Annotated in this window: 23 protein-coding genes and 1 pseudogene; 15 read left to right on the top strand and 9 right to left on the bottom strand. The window is 62.8% G+C overall.

Annotated elements, in window-relative coordinates:
• Window positions 1-7 precede the first annotated feature (7 nt).
• Window positions 8-922 (bottom strand): LysR family transcriptional regulator, encoded by a 915-nt coding sequence (locus CSV86_RS21310; RefSeq protein WP_009406538.1) that lies wholly within the window; start codon window positions 920-922, stop codon window positions 8-10.
• Window positions 923-1,002: 80 nt separating this feature from the next.
• A complete protein-coding gene (locus tag CSV86_RS21315) occupies window positions 1,003-2,205 on the bottom strand; it encodes an MFS transporter (RefSeq protein ID WP_009406537.1) in 1,203 nt (400 codons plus the stop codon).
• A gap of 213 nt (window positions 2,206-2,418) precedes the next feature.
• On the opposite strand from CSV86_RS21315, the gene CSV86_RS21320 reads away from it, so the two are divergent.
• From CSV86_RS21320 to CSV86_RS21345, 6 genes are all read left to right on the top strand, one after another.
• A complete protein-coding gene (locus tag CSV86_RS21320; RefSeq protein WP_009406536.1) occupies window positions 2,419-2,559 on the top strand; it encodes a hypothetical protein in 141 nt (46 codons plus the stop codon).
• Between the two features lie 108 nt (window positions 2,560-2,667).
• A complete protein-coding gene (locus CSV86_RS21325; protein ID WP_037062133.1) occupies window positions 2,668-3,720 on the top strand; it encodes a helix-turn-helix transcriptional regulator in 1,053 nt (350 codons plus the stop codon).
• A 9-nt stretch (window positions 3,721-3,729) separates the two neighbouring features.
• Entirely contained in the window at window positions 3,730-5,295 is a 1,566-nt protein-coding gene (locus CSV86_RS21330; RefSeq protein ID WP_009406534.1) for a hypothetical protein, read from the top strand.
• 35 nt (window positions 5,296-5,330) lie between these two features.
• A complete protein-coding gene (locus CSV86_RS21335; protein ID WP_009406533.1) occupies window positions 5,331-5,900 on the top strand; it encodes a hypothetical protein in 570 nt (189 codons plus the stop codon).
• A 12-nt stretch (window positions 5,901-5,912) separates the two neighbouring features.
• Entirely contained in the window at window positions 5,913-6,941 is a 1,029-nt protein-coding gene (locus CSV86_RS21340) for a hypothetical protein (RefSeq protein WP_009406532.1), read from the top strand.
• 43 nt (window positions 6,942-6,984) lie between these two features.
• Window positions 6,985-7,293, top strand: a complete 309-nt coding sequence (locus CSV86_RS21345; RefSeq protein ID WP_037062131.1) for a YkgJ family cysteine cluster protein — start codon at window positions 6,985-6,987, stop codon at window positions 7,291-7,293.
• Between the two features lie 127 nt (window positions 7,294-7,420).
• Here CSV86_RS21345 and CSV86_RS21350 read toward each other — a convergent pair whose 3' ends face one another.
• Window positions 7,421-8,512: an NADH:flavin oxidoreductase/NADH oxidase gene (locus CSV86_RS21350; protein WP_009406530.1), complete on the bottom strand. Its 1,092-nt coding sequence runs from the start codon at window positions 8,510-8,512 to the stop codon at window positions 7,421-7,423.
• Between the two features lie 81 nt (window positions 8,513-8,593).
• Here CSV86_RS21350 and CSV86_RS21355 point away from each other — a divergent pair, with 81 nt between their 5' ends.
• On the top strand, window positions 8,594-8,905 hold the full coding sequence (locus CSV86_RS21355) for an ArsR/SmtB family transcription factor (RefSeq protein WP_009406529.1): 312 nt from the start codon (window positions 8,594-8,596) through the stop codon (window positions 8,903-8,905).
• Between the two features lie 98 nt (window positions 8,906-9,003).
• Here CSV86_RS21355 and CSV86_RS21360 read toward each other — a convergent pair whose 3' ends face one another.
• Window positions 9,004-10,173 (bottom strand): MFS transporter, encoded by a 1,170-nt coding sequence (locus CSV86_RS21360; RefSeq protein ID WP_009406528.1) that lies wholly within the window; start codon window positions 10,171-10,173, stop codon window positions 9,004-9,006.
• Between the two features lie 121 nt (window positions 10,174-10,294).
• Between CSV86_RS21360 and CSV86_RS21365 the strand changes: the two genes are divergently transcribed.
• Complete coding sequence (locus CSV86_RS21365) at window positions 10,295-10,858, top strand: TetR/AcrR family transcriptional regulator (protein ID WP_009406527.1); 564 nt, start codon at window positions 10,295-10,297, stop codon at window positions 10,856-10,858.
• 507 nt (window positions 10,859-11,365) lie between these two features.
• On the opposite strand, the pseudogene CSV86_RS21370 reads toward CSV86_RS21365, so the two are convergent.
• Window positions 11,366-11,533 (bottom strand): annotated as a pseudogene (locus tag CSV86_RS21370) (MFS transporter); the annotation flags it as partial.
• 148 nt (window positions 11,534-11,681) lie between these two features.
• Entirely contained in the window at window positions 11,682-11,828 is a 147-nt protein-coding gene (locus CSV86_RS21375; protein WP_170394984.1) for a hypothetical protein, read from the bottom strand.
• A gap of 579 nt (window positions 11,829-12,407) precedes the next feature.
• Between CSV86_RS21375 and rpsK the strand changes: the two genes are divergently transcribed.
• Complete coding sequence (rpsK, locus tag CSV86_RS21380; RefSeq protein WP_009406523.1) at window positions 12,408-12,647, top strand: 30S ribosomal protein S11; 240 nt, start codon at window positions 12,408-12,410, stop codon at window positions 12,645-12,647.
• A 564-nt stretch (window positions 12,648-13,211) separates the two neighbouring features.
• Entirely contained in the window at window positions 13,212-13,457 is a 246-nt protein-coding gene (locus CSV86_RS21385) for a hypothetical protein (protein ID WP_009406522.1), read from the top strand.
• Between the two features lie 34 nt (window positions 13,458-13,491).
• On the opposite strand, the gene CSV86_RS21390 is transcribed toward CSV86_RS21385, so the two are convergent.
• Window positions 13,492-14,649 carry an MFS transporter gene (locus CSV86_RS21390; protein ID WP_009406521.1) on the bottom strand — a complete coding sequence of 386 codons (1,158 nt, stop codon included), beginning with the start codon at window positions 14,647-14,649 and terminating at the stop codon, window positions 13,492-13,494.
• A 103-nt stretch (window positions 14,650-14,752) separates the two neighbouring features.
• On the bottom strand, window positions 14,753-14,896 hold the full coding sequence (locus tag CSV86_RS21395) for a hypothetical protein (RefSeq protein ID WP_170394987.1): 144 nt from the start codon (window positions 14,894-14,896) through the stop codon (window positions 14,753-14,755).
• Window positions 14,897-15,073: 177 nt separating this feature from the next.
• Here CSV86_RS21395 and CSV86_RS21400 point away from each other — a divergent pair, with 177 nt between their 5' ends.
• The 4 genes from CSV86_RS21400 (at window position 15,074) to CSV86_RS21415 (ending at window position 19,468) form a co-directional block, all read left to right on the top strand.
• Window positions 15,074-16,285, top strand: a complete 1,212-nt coding sequence (locus CSV86_RS21400; protein ID WP_080604808.1) for an NHL repeat-containing protein — start codon at window positions 15,074-15,076, stop codon at window positions 16,283-16,285.
• Window positions 16,286-16,419: 134 nt separating this feature from the next.
• Window positions 16,420-17,619: an NHL repeat-containing protein gene (locus CSV86_RS21405; RefSeq protein ID WP_009406518.1), complete on the top strand. Its 1,200-nt coding sequence runs from the start codon at window positions 16,420-16,422 to the stop codon at window positions 17,617-17,619.
• A 72-nt stretch (window positions 17,620-17,691) separates the two neighbouring features.
• Window positions 17,692-18,903, top strand: a complete 1,212-nt coding sequence (locus CSV86_RS21410) for an NHL repeat-containing protein (RefSeq protein WP_009406517.1) — start codon at window positions 17,692-17,694, stop codon at window positions 18,901-18,903.
• Window positions 18,904-19,003: 100 nt separating this feature from the next.
• A complete protein-coding gene (locus CSV86_RS21415) occupies window positions 19,004-19,468 on the top strand; it encodes an NHL repeat-containing protein (RefSeq protein ID WP_009406516.1) in 465 nt (154 codons plus the stop codon).
• Here CSV86_RS21415 and CSV86_RS21420 read toward each other — a convergent pair.
• Entirely contained in the window at window positions 19,462-20,802 is a 1,341-nt protein-coding gene (locus CSV86_RS21420) for a sensor domain-containing diguanylate cyclase (RefSeq protein WP_009406515.1), read from the bottom strand. The genes CSV86_RS21415 and CSV86_RS21420 overlap by 7 nt on opposite strands.
• Between CSV86_RS21420 and CSV86_RS21425 the strand changes: the two genes are divergently transcribed.
• A complete protein-coding gene (locus CSV86_RS21425; RefSeq protein ID WP_158487742.1) occupies window positions 20,801-20,962 on the top strand; it encodes a hypothetical protein in 162 nt (53 codons plus the stop codon). The genes CSV86_RS21420 and CSV86_RS21425 overlap by 2 nt on opposite strands.
• Window positions 20,963-20,998 lie beyond the last annotated feature (36 nt).

Here is a 20,998-nt window from a genome sequence, read left to right on the forward strand (position 1 = left end):
TTTCTTCTCAGCTCGACGGTGCACCTGTTGCGAGAATCTCCTCCAGAAACCCCACGAACGCCCGAATCCGGCTCGAATCCCGATGGCTCGGCAGATACAGCGCATTGATCGCACAACTGGCACTGCCCGGACTCGCCTCGAACCCTTCCAGCACCCTTAGCAACCTGCCCCGCCGCACGTCCTCGGCAACCAGCCAGTCCGCCAGCAGCGCCAGGCCACCCTCGGCAATTGCCGCCTCGCGCAGGACATCGGCGTTGTTGCTGCGCAAGCGCCCCTGCACATTGATCGGAATACTGTCGCCCCCTTCACGGAACACCCAGTTCTGTACCGCGGGGCCGTAGTCGAACACCAGGCACTGGTGCTCCAGCAGATCCAGCGGATGCCGCGGGATGCTGGCTCGCTCCAGATAGGCAGGGCTTGCTACCAGCCAGCGCTCGAAGCGCCCGATCGGCTTGCTGATCACGTCCTCGCTGCCGAGGGTCGAGCCCAGTCTCACGCACAAATCGACCCGCTCGGTGAGCAGGTCGGTCATCTGGTCGCTGAGGGTCAGGCTGATCTCCAGTTCCGGATGCCGCGCCAGCAGACGACCCAGGTGCGGCGCGATAACCCGGCGACCGAACTCCACCGGCACGTTCACCCGCAACCGCCCTCGCGCTTCGCTGCCACGATCGAAGACCGCGCCATCCGCCTCGGCCAGGGCTTCGAGAATGGCCACGGCCTTGTCGTAGTAATCCTGGCCGGCCACCGTCGGGCTGCTGTGGCGGGTGGTGCGGTTGAGCAGCGTGGTGCCCAGCTGGGCTTCGAGGGCGGCGACCTGGCGGGTCACCGAAGAGGTCGCCACGCCCAACTTGCGCGCTGCCGCCGAGTAGCCACCGCAGCGCACGGTTTCGACGAACATGCTCAACGCCTGCAATTTGTCCACGGCCCGGCTCCTGGCTTCGGCTGATGTCTCTGGCCGGGCAGTGTGCCGCAAAGCGTCGCGCTGCGCTTGCATGAGCGTGCTCAGCCACGCGGACGGAGGATGAACAGGATCAGCGCGGCCAGCGGTGGCAGGGCCGCCATGCAGGCGAACAATGGCCAGCCGACGTGCTCGTAGAGCGGGCTGGCGATCAGCGAGCCCAGGGCGCCGCCCACGAAGATGCTGGTCATGTACACCGCATTCAGTCGGGCCCGGCTATGCGGATCCAGGGCATAGATTTCGCGCTGGCCAAGCACCATGTTCAGTTGCACGGCAAAGTCCAGGGCCACCGCCGTGACCACCATCCACAACCAGCCAGCCCCGGACAGCGAACCGGCGATCAGCGACAGCGGCGCCAGCAGCAAGGCCGCCAGGGTGCCGCGCACGCCATGTCCGGCGTCGGCCAGGCGCCCGGCGATCGGCGCCGCGATCGCGCCCACCGCGCCGACCAGGGCGAAGATCGCCACTTCGGTCTGGCTGAAGCCGTAATGCCGCACCAGCTCGATCGGAGCGATGGTCCAGAAGCTGCTGAACGCGGCGAACAACAACCCCTGGTACAGCGAGCGCTCGCGCAGCACCGCGTAACGCCGGGCCAGGGTGAACACCGAGCCGATCAGTTGCGCGTAGCTGGCCTGGTGCGTCGGCACCCGGCGCGGCAACAGCAGGCCCATGACCACGGCCATGAACGCCATCAGGCCAGCAGCGCCGAAGAACACCCCGCGCCAGCCGAACGCTTCGGCCAGGGTGCTGGAGATCGGCCGCGACAGCAGGATGCCCAGCAGCAGGCCGCTCATGATGTTGCCGACCACCCGTCCGCGAGAGGCTTCCGGCGCCATATGCGCAGCCAGTGGCACGAGGATCTGCACCGCCACCGACGTCAGGCCGATCAGCAAGGAACTGATCAGGAACAGCGATGGCGTGGTGCTCAGCGCTGCGCCCGCCAGGCACACGGCTGCCGCGAGGGTGAAGCCCACCAGCAGGCGGCGATTCTCAAGCAGGTCGGCCAGGGGCACGAGGAACAGCAGGCCGATCGCGTACCCGAACTGGGTCAGCGACACGATCAGGCTGGCATTGGCGCTGGACAGGCCGATCGACGGGGCGATCAGCTCGACGATCGGCTGGGCGTAATACAGGTTGGCGACCACCGCGCCACAGCAGATGGCCAGGAAGATCACCAGGGAACTGGACAGCGTGGGTGTCGCCAATGCCGAGCGGGACTCGGCAGCGACAGGATTGCCAAGGGACATGGCGGACCTCATCGAAAGGGCTGAACGGAATGGCACCAGAGTAGAGGGCCTGGCGCCACCACGGAATCCGTCCGCACGGCAAAACTGCGGTGCGCCGTGCGCAAAGCCGGTTGGTCCGGTCGTGGTTTTTTTCGCTTTTTTTGCAAGGTGCGACGCAGGCTGTCGCAGCCCCGCCGGATGATCGCCTCAACCCCGGTCAACGAGCGAACCGTCATGAAAGAACTGATCTGCTTCACCGTCGGCGTGGTCATCGGCGTGATCACCATGAAAAACCGCCAGGCCTTCAGCGAGCTGGAAAAGGAACTGGAGCGGGAAAAGTCCCGTAATAGCGCCGGGCAACACGGCGCAGCCTGAACCTTCGACGGATGAACTATTGGCGGAGTGCACAAGATGATGTTAAAAGGCCACAAAGGAATGTTCGTCGCACCCGCGAACTTTCAAGGCAGATCGGATTCTTCCCCCATGTCAGATCCCAAGGACCGGTTGTTCAGGCATTTGGCATTGCTACGCCTGATTCCCCGTGCGCCGAAAAGCATCTCCACCACCGAGCTGCTGAAAAAGCTCAAGGCCGAAAATTTCGATATCGACCAGCGAACCCTGCAACGCGACCTGATCGGACGCCTGGGCCTGGACTTCCCCCTCGACTGCGATGAAAGCCGCAAGCCGTTTCGCTGGAGCTTTCCCAGCGACATGCCGCGCTTCGATTTCCCGGCGCTGGACACCCCGACGGCACTGGCCTTCGCCCTCGCGCAAAGCCACCTGAACAAGGTGTTGCCGCCGAGCATCCTTGAGCTGCTCGCGCCGCACTTCGACCTGGCCCACCGGCAATTGCAGGGCCTGGAGCACAACCCCCTGGCCAACTGGCCCGGGCGCGTGCGGGTGATCCCGAACGGCAAGGCCCTGCTGCCGGCAGCCGTGGAAGCCACGGTGTGGAGCGAGGTGGCCATGGCAGTGCTCGAAAGGCGGCAACTGGACATCCGCTACCACAGCCGCAGCAAGGCCGAGCACAAGGCCCTGCGCATTCACCCCAGCGGCATCGTGTCGCGCCATGCGGTCAGCTACCTGGTCGGCCGGGTCGAAGGCTACAGCGACGTGCGCCAGTTCGCGATGCACCGCATCCAGCAGGCGACCTGTCTGGACCAGGCCTGTGTCGAGCCGGCCGGCTTCGAGCTGGACACCTTCATCCGCAGCGGCTTCAACCACAAGGGCCAGATCGGCCAGCAGCGCCTGGTTGCCGATGTCGCGCCGTCGATCGCCTGGATGCTGCACGAAACCCCGCTGAGCGCCGAACAGTCCCTCACGCCGCTTGCGGGCAGCGATTGGCAGCGCCTGCAGGCCACGGTACCGGACGACCAGGAAACCTTCTGGTGGGTCTTTGGCCTCGGCGAGAGCATCCGCCTGCACGAGCCGCAACCCTGGATCGACGCGATCAAGGACAAGCTGGACAAAGTCACCGCCCTGTATGCAACGCCGGCCAACCCCGGCCAGCCCTCTTCCACCTGCGACCCGTTTTGAGGAGCGCGCATGAACTTCAATGACATTGCCCCCGTGCCTACCGCGGACACCGAGGAGCAACCGCTCGCGCCAGCGGATCGCGAGGCCATCGCCCGCGACCGGGCCAACACCGCCACCGCGCTGTCGGCCAGCGAAACCGTGTCGCGCTACGGCAGCGCCAACGCCGAATTCGTCAAGGCCTACACCGGCGTCGACAACGAACACGGCGTCAAGCTGAGCAAGGGCCTCAAGGGCATCAGCCAGGAGAACACCGGGGTCAAGCACCGCGCCGGCTGGGCGGCGGAAGTCTCCAGCACCAGCCGCGAGAACGCCGAGGCGATCATCAACAAGTCGAGCGAGCGCAGCATTCGCAGCGATGATCTCAAGCACTACGGCATCGAGACCGACGGCAAGTACCGCGAGGCGGTGGACCGGGTACGGGTGAAGGACGGCGAGATCGTCTACGAAGCCCAGACCAAGGTCGAGGCCAACGGCAACCGGGTGGCCAACCAGGTCAGCCACGAGGACCACAAGTACAGCAAGTACTTCGGCAAGAAGCTCGAACTGCCCACCGAACAGGTGGAGGAAGCCAAGACCTACTGCCGTACCCGTGCGCAGAACCTGCGAAACCGCGCCGACAAGCTCGATAGCGAAGGCAAGCCCGAAGTGGCCGCCAAGTTCCGCGAGCGCGCCGAGCGCTTCGACAAGCTGGCCGACGAAGACATCGTCGACCTCGGCCTGGATACCGCCCAGGCCATCGACTACGCCGAGCGTCCGCTGCGCGAAACCCTCAAGGACATCGCCCGTACCAGCCACCGCGCCGGTGTCGAAGGGGCCAAGTATGGTGCGCTGATCGGCGGCAGCATCTCCTTGCTGACCAACGCATTCAAGGTGGCCCAGGACACCAAGGAACTGGGCGAGGCCGCACAGGACGTGGTGCTGGACACCGCCAAGGCAGCCGCACTGGGCTACGGCACGGCGTTCGCCGGCTCGGCGCTCAAGGGCGCCATGCAACAGTCCAGCAGCCAGACCCTGCGCACCCTCGCCGGCACCAACGCCCCCGCGCTGGTGGTGAACATCTGTCTGTCGCTGACGACCTCCATTCATCGCTACATCAAGGATGAGATCAGCGAAGCGCAACTGCTCGAAGAACTCGGCGAGAAAGGCGCGGGCATGCTGTCGAGCAGCATGATGGCGGTGCTGGGCCAGATTGCCGTGCCGATTCCCTTCGTCGGCGCTGCCATTGGCGGCATGATCGGCTACACCCTGTCGTCGAGCTTCTACCAGTGCGCCTTCGAGGCCGCCCGCGACGTGGAATTGTCCCGCCGGCAACTGGCCCGCGTGCAGATGATCCAGGAAGCCGCCCGCGAGCGTATCGCCGAGGAACAAGCCCGTCTCGATGAATTCACCCGCCGCGAGATCCCGCAGTTGCGCACGGAAACCGCGCAGCTGTTCGTCGCGGTGAACGGCGCGGACAGCGATGCCTTCGCCGTCGCCATCAACCAGTACGCCACCCTGCTGGGCAAACAGCTGGCGTTCAGCTCGCAGAGCGAATTCGACACCTTCATGGACAGCGATGCCCCTCTGGTGCTCTGACCCTACGCCTGCTCCCGGAAAAAGGACCCTATGCAATGCTCATGAAATTCCTGTCCCGATCGGACAAGCAACACCTCATCGACCTGGCGAAACTGCTCGCCATCGCCGACAAGCCGCTGCGCTGGGATGGCAAGACCCGTGACCAGCTCACCTCCAGCAGCAACCTCGACGCCCTGACCATCGTCACCGGCGATGCCGAACGCGAGCTGATCGACGAACTGGTGCAGTCCACCGGCAGTGCTTCGGCCTTCGACAGCTTCTTCTCCTCGTCCTGCAACGTGGAACGGCGCCTGATCGATGCGCTGAAGAAGCTGCCGATGATCGTCGCCGAGAAACCGGAATATCGCGTCCAGGCAGCTACCAGCGTACTGCGCGAGCTGCTCAACGCGACCAGGTTCGAACTGCCGTCCACATCGAAGGTGGTGCTGTTCGAACTGTTCCTGGTGGCCCTGCGCGACGGTCACATTTCCAGCGTGGAATGGGCCCTGCTCAAGGAGTTCCAACTGCACCACAAGCTGGAAGACTTCATCTTCGACGACCTCCTGGAACGTGCCGAAACCATGAACCGTGAAGTCAGCAAAACCATCTCGCTCATTCTCGAATAAGGACACGAGCCCATGCCAATTCCACTCATCATCGGTGCGGTCGCTGCGGCGGCCGGCATCTACGGCGCGGTCAAAGGCGTCAGCGGCGCCATGGACCACAGCGAAGCCAAGGACCTCAATGCCAGTGCCGGCTCGATGGTCGATGCCGCCAATGCCAAGGTCGAGGAACAGCGCACCAAGACCAACGCCACCCTGGAAGACTACGGCCAGCGCAAGCTGCGTGCCTTCAACGGCGTGGTCGACGAGTTCATCGAAACCTTCGAACGCCTGAAGAACGTCGAGCTCAGCCAGAGCCCGGAACTGGACAAGCTCAACGCTGGCGACTTCACCGGCAAGACCCTGGCCGGCCTGCGCCAGGACTACCAGGCCCTCAAGGACGCCGGCCTCGGCCTCGGCGCCGGCATGACCGGTGGCGCGGCCCTGGCCTTCGGCGCCTACAACGGCACCATGCTGCTGGCCACGGCGAGCACCGGCACCGCCATCTCCTCCCTGGGCGGCGTAGCCGCGACCAACGCCACCCTGGCCTGGCTGGGCGGCGGGTCGCTGGCGGCCGGTGGCTATGGCATGGCCGGCGGCATGATGGTACTGGGCGGCATCGTCGCCGGCCCGGCCCTGGCGATCTTCGGCCACGTGCTCGGCAGCAAGGGCGAGGAAGCCCTGAACACTGCGCGCAGCAACATGGAACAGGCCCGGACCATCAACGAGCAGGCCAAGCTGATGGCCGGCAAGCTGCAAGCCATCGATGCGGTGACCTCGCTGGCCAACACCACCTTCTCCAACATCAGCTCGCAGTTGCGGCGTAGCGTCAGCGAGCTGAAGAAGGTGATCGAGATCAACGGCGTCGACTACCGCGCCTTCTCTGAAGAAAGCAAGAAAGTGGTGTTCCGCGCGGTCAAGTTCGCCCAGCTGATCAAGGCGATGATCGACACCGCCATCCTCGACGAAGCCGGCAACCTGGTGCTGTCGACCGATAAGCGCATCAAGGATGTCGCCGCGGTAGCCAGCGGACAGAAAGCCAGCCTCGACGCACCTGCCGCCTAAGGCAATGGCCCGCGCCTGGCGCGGGCCACTTCGAGCGACCGCCATGCCTTGCCAGATCACCTCGCCCTTCCCCTGCACCCAGTGCGGCTTGTGTTGCCAGCACGTGGACATGGCCGATGAAACCCGTTTCCTCGACCGTGGCGACGGCACCTGCCGGCACTACGACGCCAACAGCAAGGGATGCGGGATCTACCAGGAGCGTCCGGATATCTGTCGGGTAGACCTGCAGTTCACCGAGCGTTATGCCCGGGACTACAGCTGGGATGAGTTTGTGCGGTTGAACCTGGAGATCTGTAGTTATCTGCAGCACCAGCACGCCGTGACGACCATTCCGCTGGTCGCGGTGGACTGACGAGTACTTGTGGGAATCCGCCCAGCCTTTTCGGGCTGCGCTGTCGCACAGAGAACAGTTCCAAGGCACAACCCGCTCCCACAGGACGCTTACTCTGCCTAGGTGAGAGCGGTTGCACCAACCGTGATCAGCGATAGCGTTCCAACCAGTGCGCATAAGGCGCCGGCAGGGTCCATGACGCTTTGTCCACACCCAGCTCCTTGGCCGCGAAGTACGCCCAATGCGGATCCGCCAGATGGGCGCGGCCCACCGAGACGATATCCAGTTGCCGCGAGCTGACCGCTTCTTCCGCCAGTTGCGGGGTACCGAAGCCCCAGGCCGAGGTCACCGGGATACCGGCTTCGTCACGCACCCGGCGCGATACTTCACCGAGGAAGGCTGGCCCCCACGGAATGTTGGTTTCAGCGATGGTGAAGCCGACACTGACGCTCAGCAGGTCAAGCCCGCCGGCCTTGAAACGACGGGCCAGTTCGATGGACTCAGCGAGGGTCTGCTCGTCGCGGCCGTCGTATTCGATCACCCCGAAACGGGCAGTCAGCGGCAGGTGCTCGGGCCAGACTTCACGCACGGCGGCCAGGGTTTCGAGAAGGAAACGGCTGCGGTTGTCGAAGCTGCCGCCATAGGCATCGGTGCGCTGGTTGGAGTGCTCGGAGAAGAAGCTCTGGGCCAGGTAGCCATGGGCGAAGTGCAGCTCGATCCACTCGAAGCCGGCGTCGCGGGCACGGCGCGCAGCATCGACGAAGTCCTGGCGGACTCGGGCGATATCGTCGAGGGACATTTCACGCGGGGTTTTCGGCAGATGATGACCGAAAGCAATGGCGGACGGTGCGATGGTCTGCCAGCCGCGGGCGTCGGACTCGGCCATATGGTCGTCGCCTTCCCACGGGCGGTTGGCGCTGGCCTTGCGCCCGGCGTGGGCGATCTGGATGCCGGGCACCGAGCCTGCCGCCTTGATTGCCTTGACCACCGGCACGAAGGCCTGGGCATGGGCATCGCTCCAGATCCCGGCGCAGCCCGGTGTGATGCGGCCTTCAGGGGCGACCGCCGTGGCTTCCACCACGACAAGGCCAGCGCCGCCACGGGCCATGCTGGCGTAATGAACCTGGTGCCAGTCGTTGATAACGCCGTCCTCTGCCATGTACTGGCACATCGGAGGAATGGCGATGCGGTTGCGCAGGGTGACGTCCTTGAGGGTGAAAGGCTGGAAAAGTGCAGTCATGCGGAAGCTCCTAGGAAAGGACATGGATAGTTACGATTGTTCGATAGTATTCGAACTTTGGCATTTAGTGAAGCCTCCGGTATGATCCGCCCCATGCGTGCCTACAAACATCCAGACCCACAAGACTTCGTCCTCGAGCGCGTGCTCTACGCGCTGAGCGATCCCGTGCGCATGGAAATCGTCCGGACCCTGGCCAACTGCACCGAAGCCAGTTGCGGCGACCTGGACGGAGGGCGGCCGAAGTCGAGCATGTCCCACCACTTCCGGGTATTGCGCGATGCGGGGCTGGTGCAAACGCGCGCGGTGGGCACCACCCACATGAACTCCCTGCGCATCGAGGCGCTGGACGGGCGTTTCCCGGGGTTGATCGGGGCGATTCTGCAGCACGTCTGATCTTCCGAATTTGTGCTGTTGCTGATGGCCCTATCGCTGGCAAGCCAGCTCCCACAGGACCTGTGGGAGCTGGCTTGCCAGCGATAGGGCCCTCAAGTTCAACCACCCAACCGCCTGAATCCCCACCCGCCCACCAGCACCACGATCCCTCCGGCCACCACCGCCACCTCGAACCCTGACCCTCCCAGATCCACCCCCTGCCCCGCCAGCGCCGCGCCCATTGCCACGCCGATATTCAACCCCGCCAGCAACCAGGTCATGCCCTCGGTCAAGCGCTGCTCCGGCACACTGCGCTCGATCAGCGACATCGCCACGATCATGGTCGGCGCGAAAGACAGTCCGGCAATGAACACCGCCAGCGCCAGGCCCGGAATCGACCCGGCGAACCACACCGGCAAGGTGCTCGCCGCCGTCGCCAGGGCTCCGATCAACAGCAACCGCGGCAAAGGCTGGTTCAACTTCAACGCACCGAACACCAACCCCGCCAGGCACGACCCCATCGCATACGCCGACAACACCAGGCTCGCCGCCCCCGCTTGCCCGCGCCCACTGGCGAAGGCCACGCTGGCGATATCCACGGTGCCGACGATCACCCCCATCGCCATCATCAACAGGGTCAGCAGGCGAACCTCGGCAACACGGATCAGTGAAGTACGCTCGCCCTGCCCGGGTGCCAGGACCGGCGGCTCGCTGCCTCGCTGCATCACCAGCGCGCTCACGCCCAGCGTCAGTAATAGCGCCGCCAGCAACGGCCCGGCCTGGGGAAACAGCGCGACACAGAGGCCCACCGACAACGGCGGCCCGACGATGAAGGTCAGTTCATCCAGCACCGTCTCCAGCGAATAGGCGGTCTGCAACTCCGCTCGGCCGCGATAGAGCACGGTCCAGCGCGCCCGCACCATTGCCGACAGGCTGGGCATGGCGCCGGCCAGCAATGCGCCGAGGAACAGGCTCCAATCCCCCAGCGGCCACCAGGTCCCGGCCAGCAGCAAGGCCGATCCGCTAACGCTGACCAGCGTCGCCAAAGGCAACACCCGGGATTGCCCCTGGCGATCCACTAACCGCGAGATCTGCGGCGACAGCAGCGCATAGGTCATCACGAAGGTCGCGGCCAGCGCGCCGGCCAACGCATAGCTGCCGCGCAACTGGGAAACCAGGGTGATGATGCCGATTCCGGTCATCGGCAGTGGCAGCCGCGCCAGCAATCCAGCCAGGGCAAAACCGCGGGTGCCGGGAAGGTCGAACAGTGATCGGTAAGGGTTGGCCATCTTGCGCTCCTTTGCCTGTCCGCTTGCCTTCGGACAGGCATGGGGGGAAGATACATACAACTCGTATGTTTAAAAGCCTATTTACATACGACGCGTATGTAAACCCCAAAGGAGTGTGCCAATGGCCCGTCGCACCCGCGCCGATATGGAACAAACCCGCGCCACCTTGCTGGCCGTGGCCCGTCAGCTCTTCAGCGAAACCGGCTATGCCGAGGCCTCGATGGACGACCTCACCGCCCGTGCCGGGCTGACCCGGGGTGCGCTGTATCACCATTTCGGCGACAAGCAGGGCTTGCTGGCGGCGGTCGTGGCGCAAATCGACGCAGAAATGGATGAACGCTTGAAAGCGCTTTCCGACCAGGCGCCAACACCGTGGGACGGGTTTCTCGAACGCTGCCGGGCGTACCTGCGCATGGCCCTGGAGCCGGAGATCCAGCGCATCGTCTTGCGCGATGCGCGGGTGGTGCTGGGCGCCCGGGAGGACGAGCGCTGCATTGCGTCAATGCGGGAGTTGATCGAGCAAAGCGCAATCGTCGGCGTCGATGCCGAGGCGCTGGCAAGGATGGTCCATGGAAGCCTCACCGAAGCAGCGTTCTGGATTGCTCGCGGGGAAGATGATGCAGCGCGACTGGAGCAGGCCGGAGCGGCGCTGGATCTGCTGTTACGCAATCTATCGCCGGAATGATGGCTGCCGAGCTGGCGAGCGAGGTACAGCGCCTTGTCGAGGGACAGCCTTTCGAGAATTCCGAGGACCGGGGTGGATCGGGGACAATATCTGCCAAACGATTCCCACACCCAATCGAACCGCATTACCTGACATTTCTGCCAGTAGACAACGGATGTCTGGCATTCAATATGGAGGCGTCATGTCCAAGTCAATGGACAAGACCTAGAACTCACATGCCCAAGGAGATACAAAATGCCAGATTTCACTTACTCAGCAGTAGCACTGCAGAGCGGTCAAAGAAAATATGGAACCTTGACGGCCGCCAACAAGGAAGAAGCGGAAAAAAAGGTCATAGCCCTGTTCCCCTCTGGTAGTGGTGAAGTGAATGTCGCATTCATGGCTGACACCCCCTCCCCCTTGCAAAACCGTATGTCTCCGGCGACCCGGTGGGTGGCAGCGAATAGTCAACGGCTCTTGATGCCTAGATCCTCCCACGCCTAGCCGCTGATCCCGCCGTCCAGCGGCTCACTCCGCCGCCGACACCCGCCAAACCCTCCGGCTAGCCGACTGCGCAAAGCACACGAACAACGCCGCCATCACCGCCAGTGCCATCGGTAACCCTTCCGGCGCCACGTCCATCGCCGCGCCACTGACCAGCGGCCCGATCAGGCTGCCCACGCCCCACGACTTCCCGAAATCTGTAGTGGCCGCCTGCACTTGGATCAATCACCGATCAGCATCTATAGGGCAGCAGCCGGTAAGCGATGAATCGCGTAGGAGCTGGCTTGCCTGCTCCTACAGGGTTTTGCGCCAATCAATGATGATGCGTTTGATCTTGGGATCAGACCACCACCGCCCGGTGGTTTACGCACACGTTCAGCAAGGCCTGCGCAATCCTTATCTGCAACACGGAATCGCCAATCAGGGTTTCCTGCTTGAGCGGCGCGTCTTCCGCTGCCTCGCGGGCGTTATCGATGGCTCTGGTCAAATGCTGGCGAGCGAGGTACAGCGCCTCGTCGAGGGACAGCCCTTCGCGGATGCAGAGGACCGGGGTGGATCGGGGACGAGCTTTTCATGGGCATCTCCTGAAGTCATCGGGGCTGCCATCGGCTCGCTGTCAAACGAGAGGGTGGCAACTGTGCGTGGGTTGACAGACCAGGGACTTCAGGAGAATTAACCCGGCGCACCCGCAGGTGCCCACACGCACAGCCGCCATAACGACCGTTTGCGTCAACTGAAGTATTCCTCGGCCTGTCAAAGCCGGTCGTCACTTTTGCAACGACCGCCGAAGACTAGGCACTGATCTCCAAGAGCGCAACGGACAATCAGGCGCGGAAGTATGCTTGGGAAATTGCCTACACAAAAGACGGAAATGTCCGGCTTTTCGTAGCTGAATACGACACCTTTCGTTCAAACAGGGCGGCGTTCGCCAGACAATCCCCAACGCGCCGCCGAACGACCGACCTGATATTTCTGCCAGTAGACAGCAGGCTGCATGCGCCCAAGATAGGAACCTGATCGCTCATCCAAAGCAGTACCGACAACGTCCCCATCACGGAGATTGGAAATGCGTAACTCCAAACGCGCCGCAAAAAACGGGAATCGACGCTTCAAAACCAAATCGGCCGTCGATGAGAAAGACGCCCAAACGCGAAGCGAGTCTTTGTTCGCCCAGGAATTGGAAGTCACTTTGAAAGAATGGAGCAGATCAGAAATGGTCTTCGGCGTTGCCCATATCTTCGCCAGCTTCGACGACACGTTCGTCCATGTCACGGACCTCACTGGCATGGAGACGGTCCGGCGTTGAAACTTGGTTTGTAACAACCGGCATTGGACGTTACCCGCTTTTCCACCTGGATCAATCCACCGATCAGCATCTGCTGACCGCTGGTAAGCGATGAATCGTGCAGTAGCCGTCACACGAGGATGGCAACTGTGCGCGGGCTGACAGACCAGGGACTAAGAACCCGGCGCACCAAAAGGTGCCCACACGCACAGCCGCCATAAGGACAACCAGCGTCTTAGATCCACAGGGCCTGTCAAAGCCCATCGTCACTTGCGCAACGACCGCTCAAGACTAGGCACTGATCTCCAAGAGCGCAACGGTCAATCAGGCGCGGAAGTACACTTGGGAAATTACCTACACAGAGGACGGAAATGTCCGGTTTTTCGTGGCTTTATGCAACATCCTACGAGCGACCAGGTCGATCTCTGCCTGGTAATGCCCACGCTTAACTCCCAACAGGCAACCTGTTATTTATGCCAGTAGACAACTCTTATCAGGCATTCATTATGGAAAACCGGCCAGCTTGTGCTTACGACGCGTACAGCAGGTCAGTAAACAAATGATACGAATGCCAGGAGATAGAAAATGCCGGAGTTTATCTATGAAATAACCACAAAGAGCGGAACCGTCATAAATAACGGGACCTTGACTGCCCCCGACCTTCAGACAGCCGAACGCGCACTGAGGAATGTGGCCTCCGCAGAGGCCAACATATCTATCCGTGAAAGTACCAACACAAGCACGTTAAAGGACATTCAGGGTCTGGATTCTCTTACCACGGTCGAACAAGCGGAGCTCCTCAAGCAGATAGACGATCAGTGGAAACATTAGGGCAAGACAGCCGCTGATCCCGCCGTCCAGCGGCTCACTCCACCGCCGAAACCCGCCAAACCCTCCTGCTCGCCGACTGCGCAAAGCACACGAACAACGCCGCCATCACCGCCAGCGCCATCGGCAGCCCTTCCGGCGCCACGTCCATCGCCGCGCCACTGACCAGCGGCCCGACCAGGCTGCCCACGCCCCACAACAAGCCGACACTGGCATTGGCCGTGACCAGGTCCTGCCCCTTGAATTGCTGCCCGATCAGCACCAGCGCCAACGTATAAACCCCACCCGCCACCGCCCCGAGCAGCACCAGCGCCGGCCAGAGCAGCCATTGCACCTGGATCAGCCACGGCAGGGCCAGGCCGATCAGCATCGCCAGCACGCCACACACCAGGTGCACCGTGGTTCGCTCGCAGCGGTCGGCGAGCCAGCCGATGGGCAACTGGAACAGCATGTCGCCGGTGAGGATCACCGTCACCATCAGCGCCGCGACGCCGACCGCGTAGGCGTGGTGGGTGGCGTAGACCGGCAGCAGCGAGAGGATCACCGCGTCGAAGAAGGAGAAGAACAGCACGCCCATGCACAGCGCCGGGGCGACGCGAAAGAAGCCGGCCAGGGAGAAACTCTTTTCGCCGTCCTCTCCATGTTCGACATGGTCGTTGGGCACCGTCCAGACGATGCAGGCCAGCGCCAGCGCATAGCCCACCGACACCATCAGCACCAGCCACGGCCCCTCGGCCCCGAGCAGCGAGAGCATGGCCGGGCCGAGCATCTGGCAGCCGGTGAAAGCGGTGGCGTACAGGGCCATGATCTTGCCGCGGTTGTGTTCTTCGCTCAGTTCATTGACCCAGGACTCGCCCAGGATGATCGCCATGCCCATGCCCAGGCCCAGCGCCAGGCGCAGCCCGGCCAACAGGTAGATCGAGGAAAACGCCCACTCGATCAGGCCGACGCTAAGGGCACAGACACTGAAACTGAGCAGGTAGATAGTGCGCCGGGTCAGGTGCCTGCAGCAGGCATCGACGAGAAACGCCGAGAGCATCATGCCGGCAGCCGGCATCGCCGAAAGAATGCCGATCTGCAGACTGCTGGCACCGGCCTGGAGCAAACGCAGGGACACCAGCGGCAAGGTCGCCCCCAGCGAGAAACCGACCACGGAAACGACGAACAGCACACCCACGAGAAAACGCTTGTTCACAACTCACTCCACCACCGCCGACGCGCAGGCTCGAAGCCTTGCGCGTGGGCGCACAGACGCTGAAATCGAAAGAAGACGAACGAGCCCGAAAGGCCCGCAGAGGTCAGGCGAATAGGCGGTGTGGCGAGAAGGTGAAGGCGAACAGCACGCTGCGCCGGCGCTTGAGCACGGTGTCCTGCGGCCAGGCACGGCGAAGGGCCCGGAAAAGGGGCAGCCTGGCAGTGAAAGGACGGACAACGGCGTTCATGTTCGGCAACAGCAAGGACGGAAAAGAGGGTCGGCACTCTAGGCCATGGCTGACACGCCCGTCAATCGCCCTCGCCCCACACCGGCAACTTCGGAGGACCTGATATTTCTGCCAGTAGATGGTGTTGGCTTGCGGGCGTAGAAAATTGATCTCAACCCATCTCTACGAGAACTGCTGATGAACGCTCCCCAAACCACCAGAAACCCAGGCGATCTCGATGTCGATTTCGGATTTTCGGGCAGGGCCCCCTTTCCGCCAGCCATGCGCAGCGGCAAATCGAAACTCCTCGGTGACCGCAGGATTCTTAGCGCCTGCTCCGACACCGTGACCCCGATGATCACCATGGCGCGCCATCTGTGGACCGGCGACCTTGATGTTTCATACGGCCCATCGGGCCTTGTCCACATCCAGCTACCGGAGGGTCCGGCCCCGAACACGGCCAATCTGGTCGAGCTCCTGGTACTGCCCGACGATAGCGCCCTTGTGTATGGCGCATTAAGGACCATGGATAAGGAGAAGTCGTTCGTGTTCCGGGTATTACCCAACGGAGAACTGGACAGCGCATTTGGCGTGGACGGCTTCTGCATCCTCGATTTTGGCGACCAAAGCGCCATCATCACCGCGCTGGAGTTGCTGGACGACGGCAAGATCATGGCGTGCGTGATCTCGCACAGAACCACTGCACCCGCATTTCACGGCAGCTACCTGGTACGGCTGGATAACGGGGTCGTGGACACCACCTTCGGCGATAACGGCATGGGCTACGTCGAGGCCAGCAACCATCCACTGCGCCATCTGGCAGTGTCCGCAGATGGCGGCTACCTGCTGGCCGGCCGTTACGATGACCTCGGCAAGGCCGAGTTCCGCCAGTATCACGCCGATGGCAGCCCTGATCTCGCCTTTGGTGAAAACGGCCAGGTACTTTTGCCCCTTCCCCCGGGCCAGGCGGAAATCCTTCAGGTGAAAGTGCAAACGGACGGCAGGATCGTCGGGGTCGGCATGGCCAACGTCGGCTTCGGCAATCACACGCTGACCACCCGGCTGAATCCCGACGGCAGTCTGGACAGCACGTTCAACAACGGCGAACCGAAGATCATGGTCTTCCAGGGCCACGAAACACAGAGTACCGGCGTCGATTTTCTGCCCGACGGCAAGATCGTGACAGCAGGCTACACCACCTACCCGATCGACGTGATTCTGATGCGCATGGAACCCAACGGCATGATGGACATGAGCTTCGGTATCAACGGCCAGGTCATAAGCGATCTGGGTGGGCAGGAAACCCGCGAGGGCGTGGAGGTCCAGGACGATGGCAAGATCCTGGCATCCGGTAGACGTATCACCGACTTGCCATTCAACCACTTGTTCCTTGCCCGCTATCTCGGCTGACTCGTCTGTAACGCCGGCCCTTGCCCGGTTGCAACAAGGCAAGGGCCGGCAGACCTGATATTTCTGTCAGTAGATGAAAGCGAAGCCTGGGCGTAGAAACTGGATTTCTATCCAACTCCGCAAAGGAACCTCTCATGAACGCCACCCAAGACACCCGCAAACCTGGGGATCTGGACCTCCATTTCGGCACCCTGGGCCAGCTCTTCTTCCCACTCGACACCCGCACTGGCCAGTCGAAGCGACTTAGCGACGGCAAGATCCTCAGCGTCTGCAATGGCCTCGAAGCCGACCTCCTCATCGTGCTGCGCCACCTGCAGGACGGTGCGCCCGATACGTCGTTCGGTGATGAAGGCGTAGTCCGGATCCGCCTGCAGGAATGGGATATGTTCGAGCTGCTGCAACTGCGTGTGCTGGCCGACGACAGCGTCCTGGTCTATGGCGCGCTGGGCCGGCTGGGCGACCACAACACCTTCGTCTGCAAGCTGTTACCCAGTGGAGAACTGGACCGCAGCTTCGGCGTGAACGGCTTCTGCATCTTCGGCCTTGGCGACGTCAGCAACCTCATCACGGCCCTGGAGCCGCTGGATAACGGCAAGGCTATCGCCTGCGTGATTTCGCAACGGAACAACCCGCCGTTCTATGGCACTTATTTGGTCATGCTGAATAACGGGATTCTGGACCCTGGCTTCGGAGACAACGGACTGGGCTACGTAGAGGCCAGCGACACCCCACTGCGCAGGCTGGCAGTGACCGCCAACGGCGGCTACCTGCTAGCCGGTCACTCCGATGACTTCAGCAAGGCCGTGTTTCGCCAATACCACCCCGACGGCAGCCCCGATCTCGGTTTCGGACAAAACGGCGAAGTCGCCCTCCCGCTTCCGCCCGGCGAGGCGGAAATCTTCCAGGTCAAGGTGCGCGCGGACGGCAAGATCGTCGGCGTCGGCGGTGCAAGTGTTGGTCTGGGCGCACATACACTGGTCGCCCGCCTGAACACCGATGGCAGCCTGGACAGCACGTTCAACAACGGCGAACCGAAGATCATGGTGTTTCAGGGATACGAAACCCTTGCTACCTGCGTTGCCCTTCTGCCTGACGACAAACTCCTGGTAGCCGGCCATACCTACGATCCGCGCGACGTGATCCTGATGCGCATGGAAGCCAACGGCAACCTCGACATGGACTTCGGTATCCGCGGCCAGGTAGTCAGCAACCTCGGCGGGCAGGAGATTTGCGAAGTCGTGGAGCTGCAGGACGACGGCAAGATCCTGGCTTCCGGACAGCGCAACCGGGAAACGCCGAACAAGACGATGTTCCTTGCCCGGTATCTGGGCTGACGGAGCGAGGTCGCCGGTCATTTCTTCCCGGCACCCTGTAAACAAGCCCCTACTCCAGAACAAGGAACGATCATGGCGAATCAACACAGCGGCAAAAATCCCGGAGACCTCGACATCGATTTCGGCCAGAACGGCTTCATGCCCTTCCCCGAGCACCTTGACTTTGGCCAGTCGAGATTGCTGCAGGACGGCAGGATCCTGACCGCCGGCTCGCGCAGGGACGGCCAGACCCTCGTGCTGGTTCGCCACCTGACTACCGGCCTGCTCGACACCTCGTACGCCGAGCAGGGCATCGCGTACATCACTCCGCCTTTTGCGCGAGACCTCCTGCCCAAAGGGCTTTGGCTGCTGCCCGACGGCAGCGCCTTGGTCCATTGCGGCGTTGGCAATGTCGTACAGAACGACGCGCTCGTCCTGCGGGTAACACCCAATGGTGACCTGGACACCAGCTTTGGCGTTGCCGGGTACTGCGTCCTCAACCTGGGCGGCGGGACTACCAACATCGCCGGCGGAGGTGTTCTGAGCGATGGCAGGATTATTCTTGCCTTGCTGGCCCAGAGGCCTGGCTCTCCCTCCCCGTGGATCTATCTGGCGCGTCTGGACAACGGGCATCTGGACCCGTCGTTCGGCGACAACGGTTCGGGGCTGATCCATGTCGGCGAAGACCTGGTGAGCAGCGTGATCGTGCTGCCGAACGATGGCGTGATGCTGGTCGCCCCAACGGACTTCGACTACGTAAAAGTGCTGCTCCTGCAATTCCTCGCCGATGGACGCCCAGATCCGGCATTCGGCGACGATGGCATGGCAAGCCTGACCCTGGCCGACGGCCATGTGGATATCCAGAGCCTGGTGCGACAAGCCGATGGAAAACTGCTGGCTGCGGGCTCAGGCGACTATGGCGCCGACCTGTACACCTTGACCACGCGCCTTAATCCCCATGGCAGTCGGGATGAAAGCTTCAACAATGGCAATCCAAGGCTTACGGCGTTTCCGGGGTACGAAACCATCAGCCTGGCCTGTGCACTGCAAGGCGACGGCAAGATCGTAACGGGTGGTCACTCGTTGGGCAGCCTGGAAACCTACAACGTTGTGCTGATGCGCTTCCTGGCCAACGGCGAGCTGGACAACGGCTTCGGCAACAATGGCCAGGTAATGACCAACCTGGGTGGAGTGGATGAATGCTACCAGGTGGAAATCCAGCGTGACGGCAAGATCCTGGCCAGCGGAGCAAGCCGCCTGAACCCGAATGGAACCGCTTACTTCGTAGCACGTTACCTTGGCTGAAGGACAAGCGGGCAGGCCTACCTGATATTTCTGTCAGTAGACGGCCATCATTCCAAGGCTTAAAAAACAGACTCCGTACCCAAGCTCCGCAGGCCCGACCATGGCAACCCAAAACAACAACCAAGCCGCGTTCGCTTCCGCCGATTTCCTGCCGCTGCCGTCCAACACGCACTGGGAACAGTCGGTGCGGCTGCCCGACGGCAAGATCCTCATGGCCGGCATCGACCGGGACGCCGAGGCCTTCATGCTGGCTCGCCATCTGAAGAATGGCGCACTGGACGAAACCTTCGGCGACGCCGGTATCCAGCGTATCGCTGCTGATGTTGCCCGCGATGTGACCCATTTGTCGCTGGAGCTTGAGGCCGATGGCCGCCTGATGCTCGAAGGCACCCTGGGCGACCGCTTCAATGCCCGTAGCGGCTCTTGCCTGCTGTGGGTGCGGCCAACGACGGTTGCCTGGGTGCACTTGGGAGTGGACGCCTTCCTGAGCATTTCCCGCTCGCCACTGGCCAGCGAGTTGCTGGTACCTTCCAACGTGGGCTGCCCGGTACCTATGACTCAGTGAGGCGCAGCGGGCTCTTCCTGCCCGCCCTGCACCAGCCGGTTGCGTCCGCCCTGCTTGGCCCGGTACAGCGCAAGGTCGGCCACGCGCAACAAGGCACCGAGGGCGACGCTGTTATCGGGGCGGTCAGGGTCGTGGCTGGCACTGCCGATGCTGAGGGTCACCCGCTGCAGCGGACTCGCCAGATGTTCCAGATGGGCATCGAAGACCTCCCGACAAAGATCCCGGGCAACGCTGCGAGCGCCATGGACGTCAGTGTCCGGCAGGATCACCGCGAATTCTTCGCCGCCGTAGCGGCAGACCTGGTCGCCCGGCCTTTGCAAGGACTGGCCCAGGAGCACGGCGATACGCCGCAGGCATTCGTCTCCAGCCTGGTGCCCATAGTGATCGTTGAACACCTTGAAGTGGTCCACGTCCACCATCAGCAGCGACAGCGGCCGGCCTTCGCGGCGGGCGCGGGCCTTTTCCTGCAATAGCGCTTCGTCGAAGCGTCGGCGATTGGGCAATCCGGTGAGGAAATCCTCGCTCGCCAGGGCCTGCAGGCGCGCATTGGCCTCGGCCAGTTGCGCGTTGCTTTGTGCCAGGGCTTCGCGCATCAGGCGTTGCTCGGTGATGTCGCTGAAGGCCAGGGTCATGCCGAGGATCTGCTGGTCCAGGTCCCGGACCGCGCCGATACTCAGCAGATAGGTGCGCTCGCGCCAGTCCAGTTCGCGATCGGCAACGGTCCGGCCGAGTTCCAGCTCGGCCAGGCACTGCGCCAGATCGAGCTGCGGCATCAGCAGGGGCTGCCCCACCAGTTGCGTCGCATCACCACCGAGCAACTGGCCCAGGGCATGGTTGACATTGACCAGTATCCCTTGCCGGTCCACCAGCCCAAGCGCCACCGAGGCCGCGGCGTACAAGGCTTCGAGTTGCACTTCGCGACGGTCCAGGGGACCGATGGCCGGTGTCACGTCGCGGTCGATGCCGCGATAGCCGATCAAGCTGCCCCGCTCATCGAACAGCGGAACCCCGCTGGTCTCCAGCACTACAAGACGGCCATCGGCACGCAGGTTGCGATTGATCAACCCGGCGAACGGCCGCTGCTCGGCGACGATGCCGGCGAAGATCGCACCGACCCGCGCCGCCTCTTCGGCCGGCATGAAATCGAAGGGTGTCTTGCCCAGCACCTCGCTCGGCGCGTAACCGAGCATCTGCCGGCTGTGCTCGGAGCAGAAGGTGTAGCGGCCCTGGCTATCGACTTCCCAGAGCCAGTCGGAGTTGTGCGCGATGATTTCCCGCAGACGAAGGACTTCCTGTTCCTCGGGGAGCGGCTCGGGTACGGAAGCGTTGGGCATGGAAGGCGACTTCGACGAACGACCAGGCAATTGCAAAACGCCACGTTACTGGATCGAAGCCCTCGCGGGCAAATCCGGCGCAACCTGGCGGAACTGCCCTGTGCAGGCCGCCCGGCCGGTGAGTCAGGCTAAGCGGTTGAATGCGCGTAAAATTTTTTGAAAAAGAGTGTTGACAGATACCCGTTTCGAGCGAATA

The sequence above is a fragment of the Pseudomonas bharatica CSV86 genome, from assembly GCF_000319305.2.
GTDB lineage: Bacteria > Pseudomonadota > Gammaproteobacteria > Pseudomonadales > Pseudomonadaceae > Aquipseudomonas > Aquipseudomonas bharatica.

Excerpts from the sequence above, each read along its gene's own strand:
- CSV86_RS21325 (WP_037062133.1), top strand. The coding sequence starts at position 2,668 with ATGTCAGATCCCAAGGACCGGTTGTTCAGGCATTTGGCATTGCTACGC.
- CSV86_RS21415 (WP_009406516.1), top strand. The coding sequence starts at position 19,004 with ATGGCAACCCAAAACAACAACCAAGCCGCGTTCGCTTCCGCCGATTTC.
- CSV86_RS21335 (WP_009406533.1), top strand. The coding sequence starts at position 5,331 with ATGCTCATGAAATTCCTGTCCCGATCGGACAAGCAACACCTCATCGAC.
- CSV86_RS21400 (WP_080604808.1), top strand. The coding sequence starts at position 15,074 with ATGAACGCTCCCCAAACCACCAGAAACCCAGGCGATCTCGATGTCGAT.
- CSV86_RS21385 (WP_009406522.1), top strand. The coding sequence starts at position 13,212 with ATGCCGGAGTTTATCTATGAAATAACCACAAAGAGCGGAACCGTCATA.
- CSV86_RS21315 (WP_009406537.1), bottom strand. The coding sequence starts at position 2,205 with ATGTCCCTTGGCAATCCTGTCGCTGCCGAGTCCCGCTCGGCATTGGCG.
- CSV86_RS21410 (WP_009406517.1), top strand. The coding sequence starts at position 17,692 with ATGGCGAATCAACACAGCGGCAAAAATCCCGGAGACCTCGACATCGAT.
- CSV86_RS21395 (WP_170394987.1), bottom strand. The coding sequence starts at position 14,896 with ATGAACGCCGTTGTCCGTCCTTTCACTGCCAGGCTGCCCCTTTTCCGG.
- CSV86_RS21425 (WP_158487742.1), top strand. The coding sequence starts at position 20,801 with ATGGAAGGCGACTTCGACGAACGACCAGGCAATTGCAAAACGCCACGT.
- CSV86_RS21320 (WP_009406536.1), top strand. The coding sequence starts at position 2,419 with ATGAAAGAACTGATCTGCTTCACCGTCGGCGTGGTCATCGGCGTGATC.
- CSV86_RS21350 (WP_009406530.1), bottom strand. The coding sequence starts at position 8,512 with ATGACTGCACTTTTCCAGCCTTTCACCCTCAAGGACGTCACCCTGCGC.
- rpsK (WP_009406523.1), top strand. The coding sequence starts at position 12,408 with ATGCGTAACTCCAAACGCGCCGCAAAAAACGGGAATCGACGCTTCAAA.
- CSV86_RS21355 (WP_009406529.1), top strand. The coding sequence starts at position 8,594 with ATGATCCGCCCCATGCGTGCCTACAAACATCCAGACCCACAAGACTTC.
- CSV86_RS21365 (WP_009406527.1), top strand. The coding sequence starts at position 10,295 with ATGGCCCGTCGCACCCGCGCCGATATGGAACAAACCCGCGCCACCTTG.
- CSV86_RS21340 (WP_009406532.1), top strand. The coding sequence starts at position 5,913 with ATGCCAATTCCACTCATCATCGGTGCGGTCGCTGCGGCGGCCGGCATC.
- CSV86_RS21405 (WP_009406518.1), top strand. The coding sequence starts at position 16,420 with ATGAACGCCACCCAAGACACCCGCAAACCTGGGGATCTGGACCTCCAT.
- CSV86_RS21360 (WP_009406528.1), bottom strand. The coding sequence starts at position 10,173 with ATGGCCAACCCTTACCGATCACTGTTCGACCTTCCCGGCACCCGCGGT.
- CSV86_RS21345 (WP_037062131.1), top strand. The coding sequence starts at position 6,985 with ATGCCTTGCCAGATCACCTCGCCCTTCCCCTGCACCCAGTGCGGCTTG.
- CSV86_RS21420 (WP_009406515.1), bottom strand. The coding sequence starts at position 20,802 with ATGCCCAACGCTTCCGTACCCGAGCCGCTCCCCGAGGAACAGGAAGTC.
- CSV86_RS21330 (WP_009406534.1), top strand. The coding sequence starts at position 3,730 with ATGAACTTCAATGACATTGCCCCCGTGCCTACCGCGGACACCGAGGAG.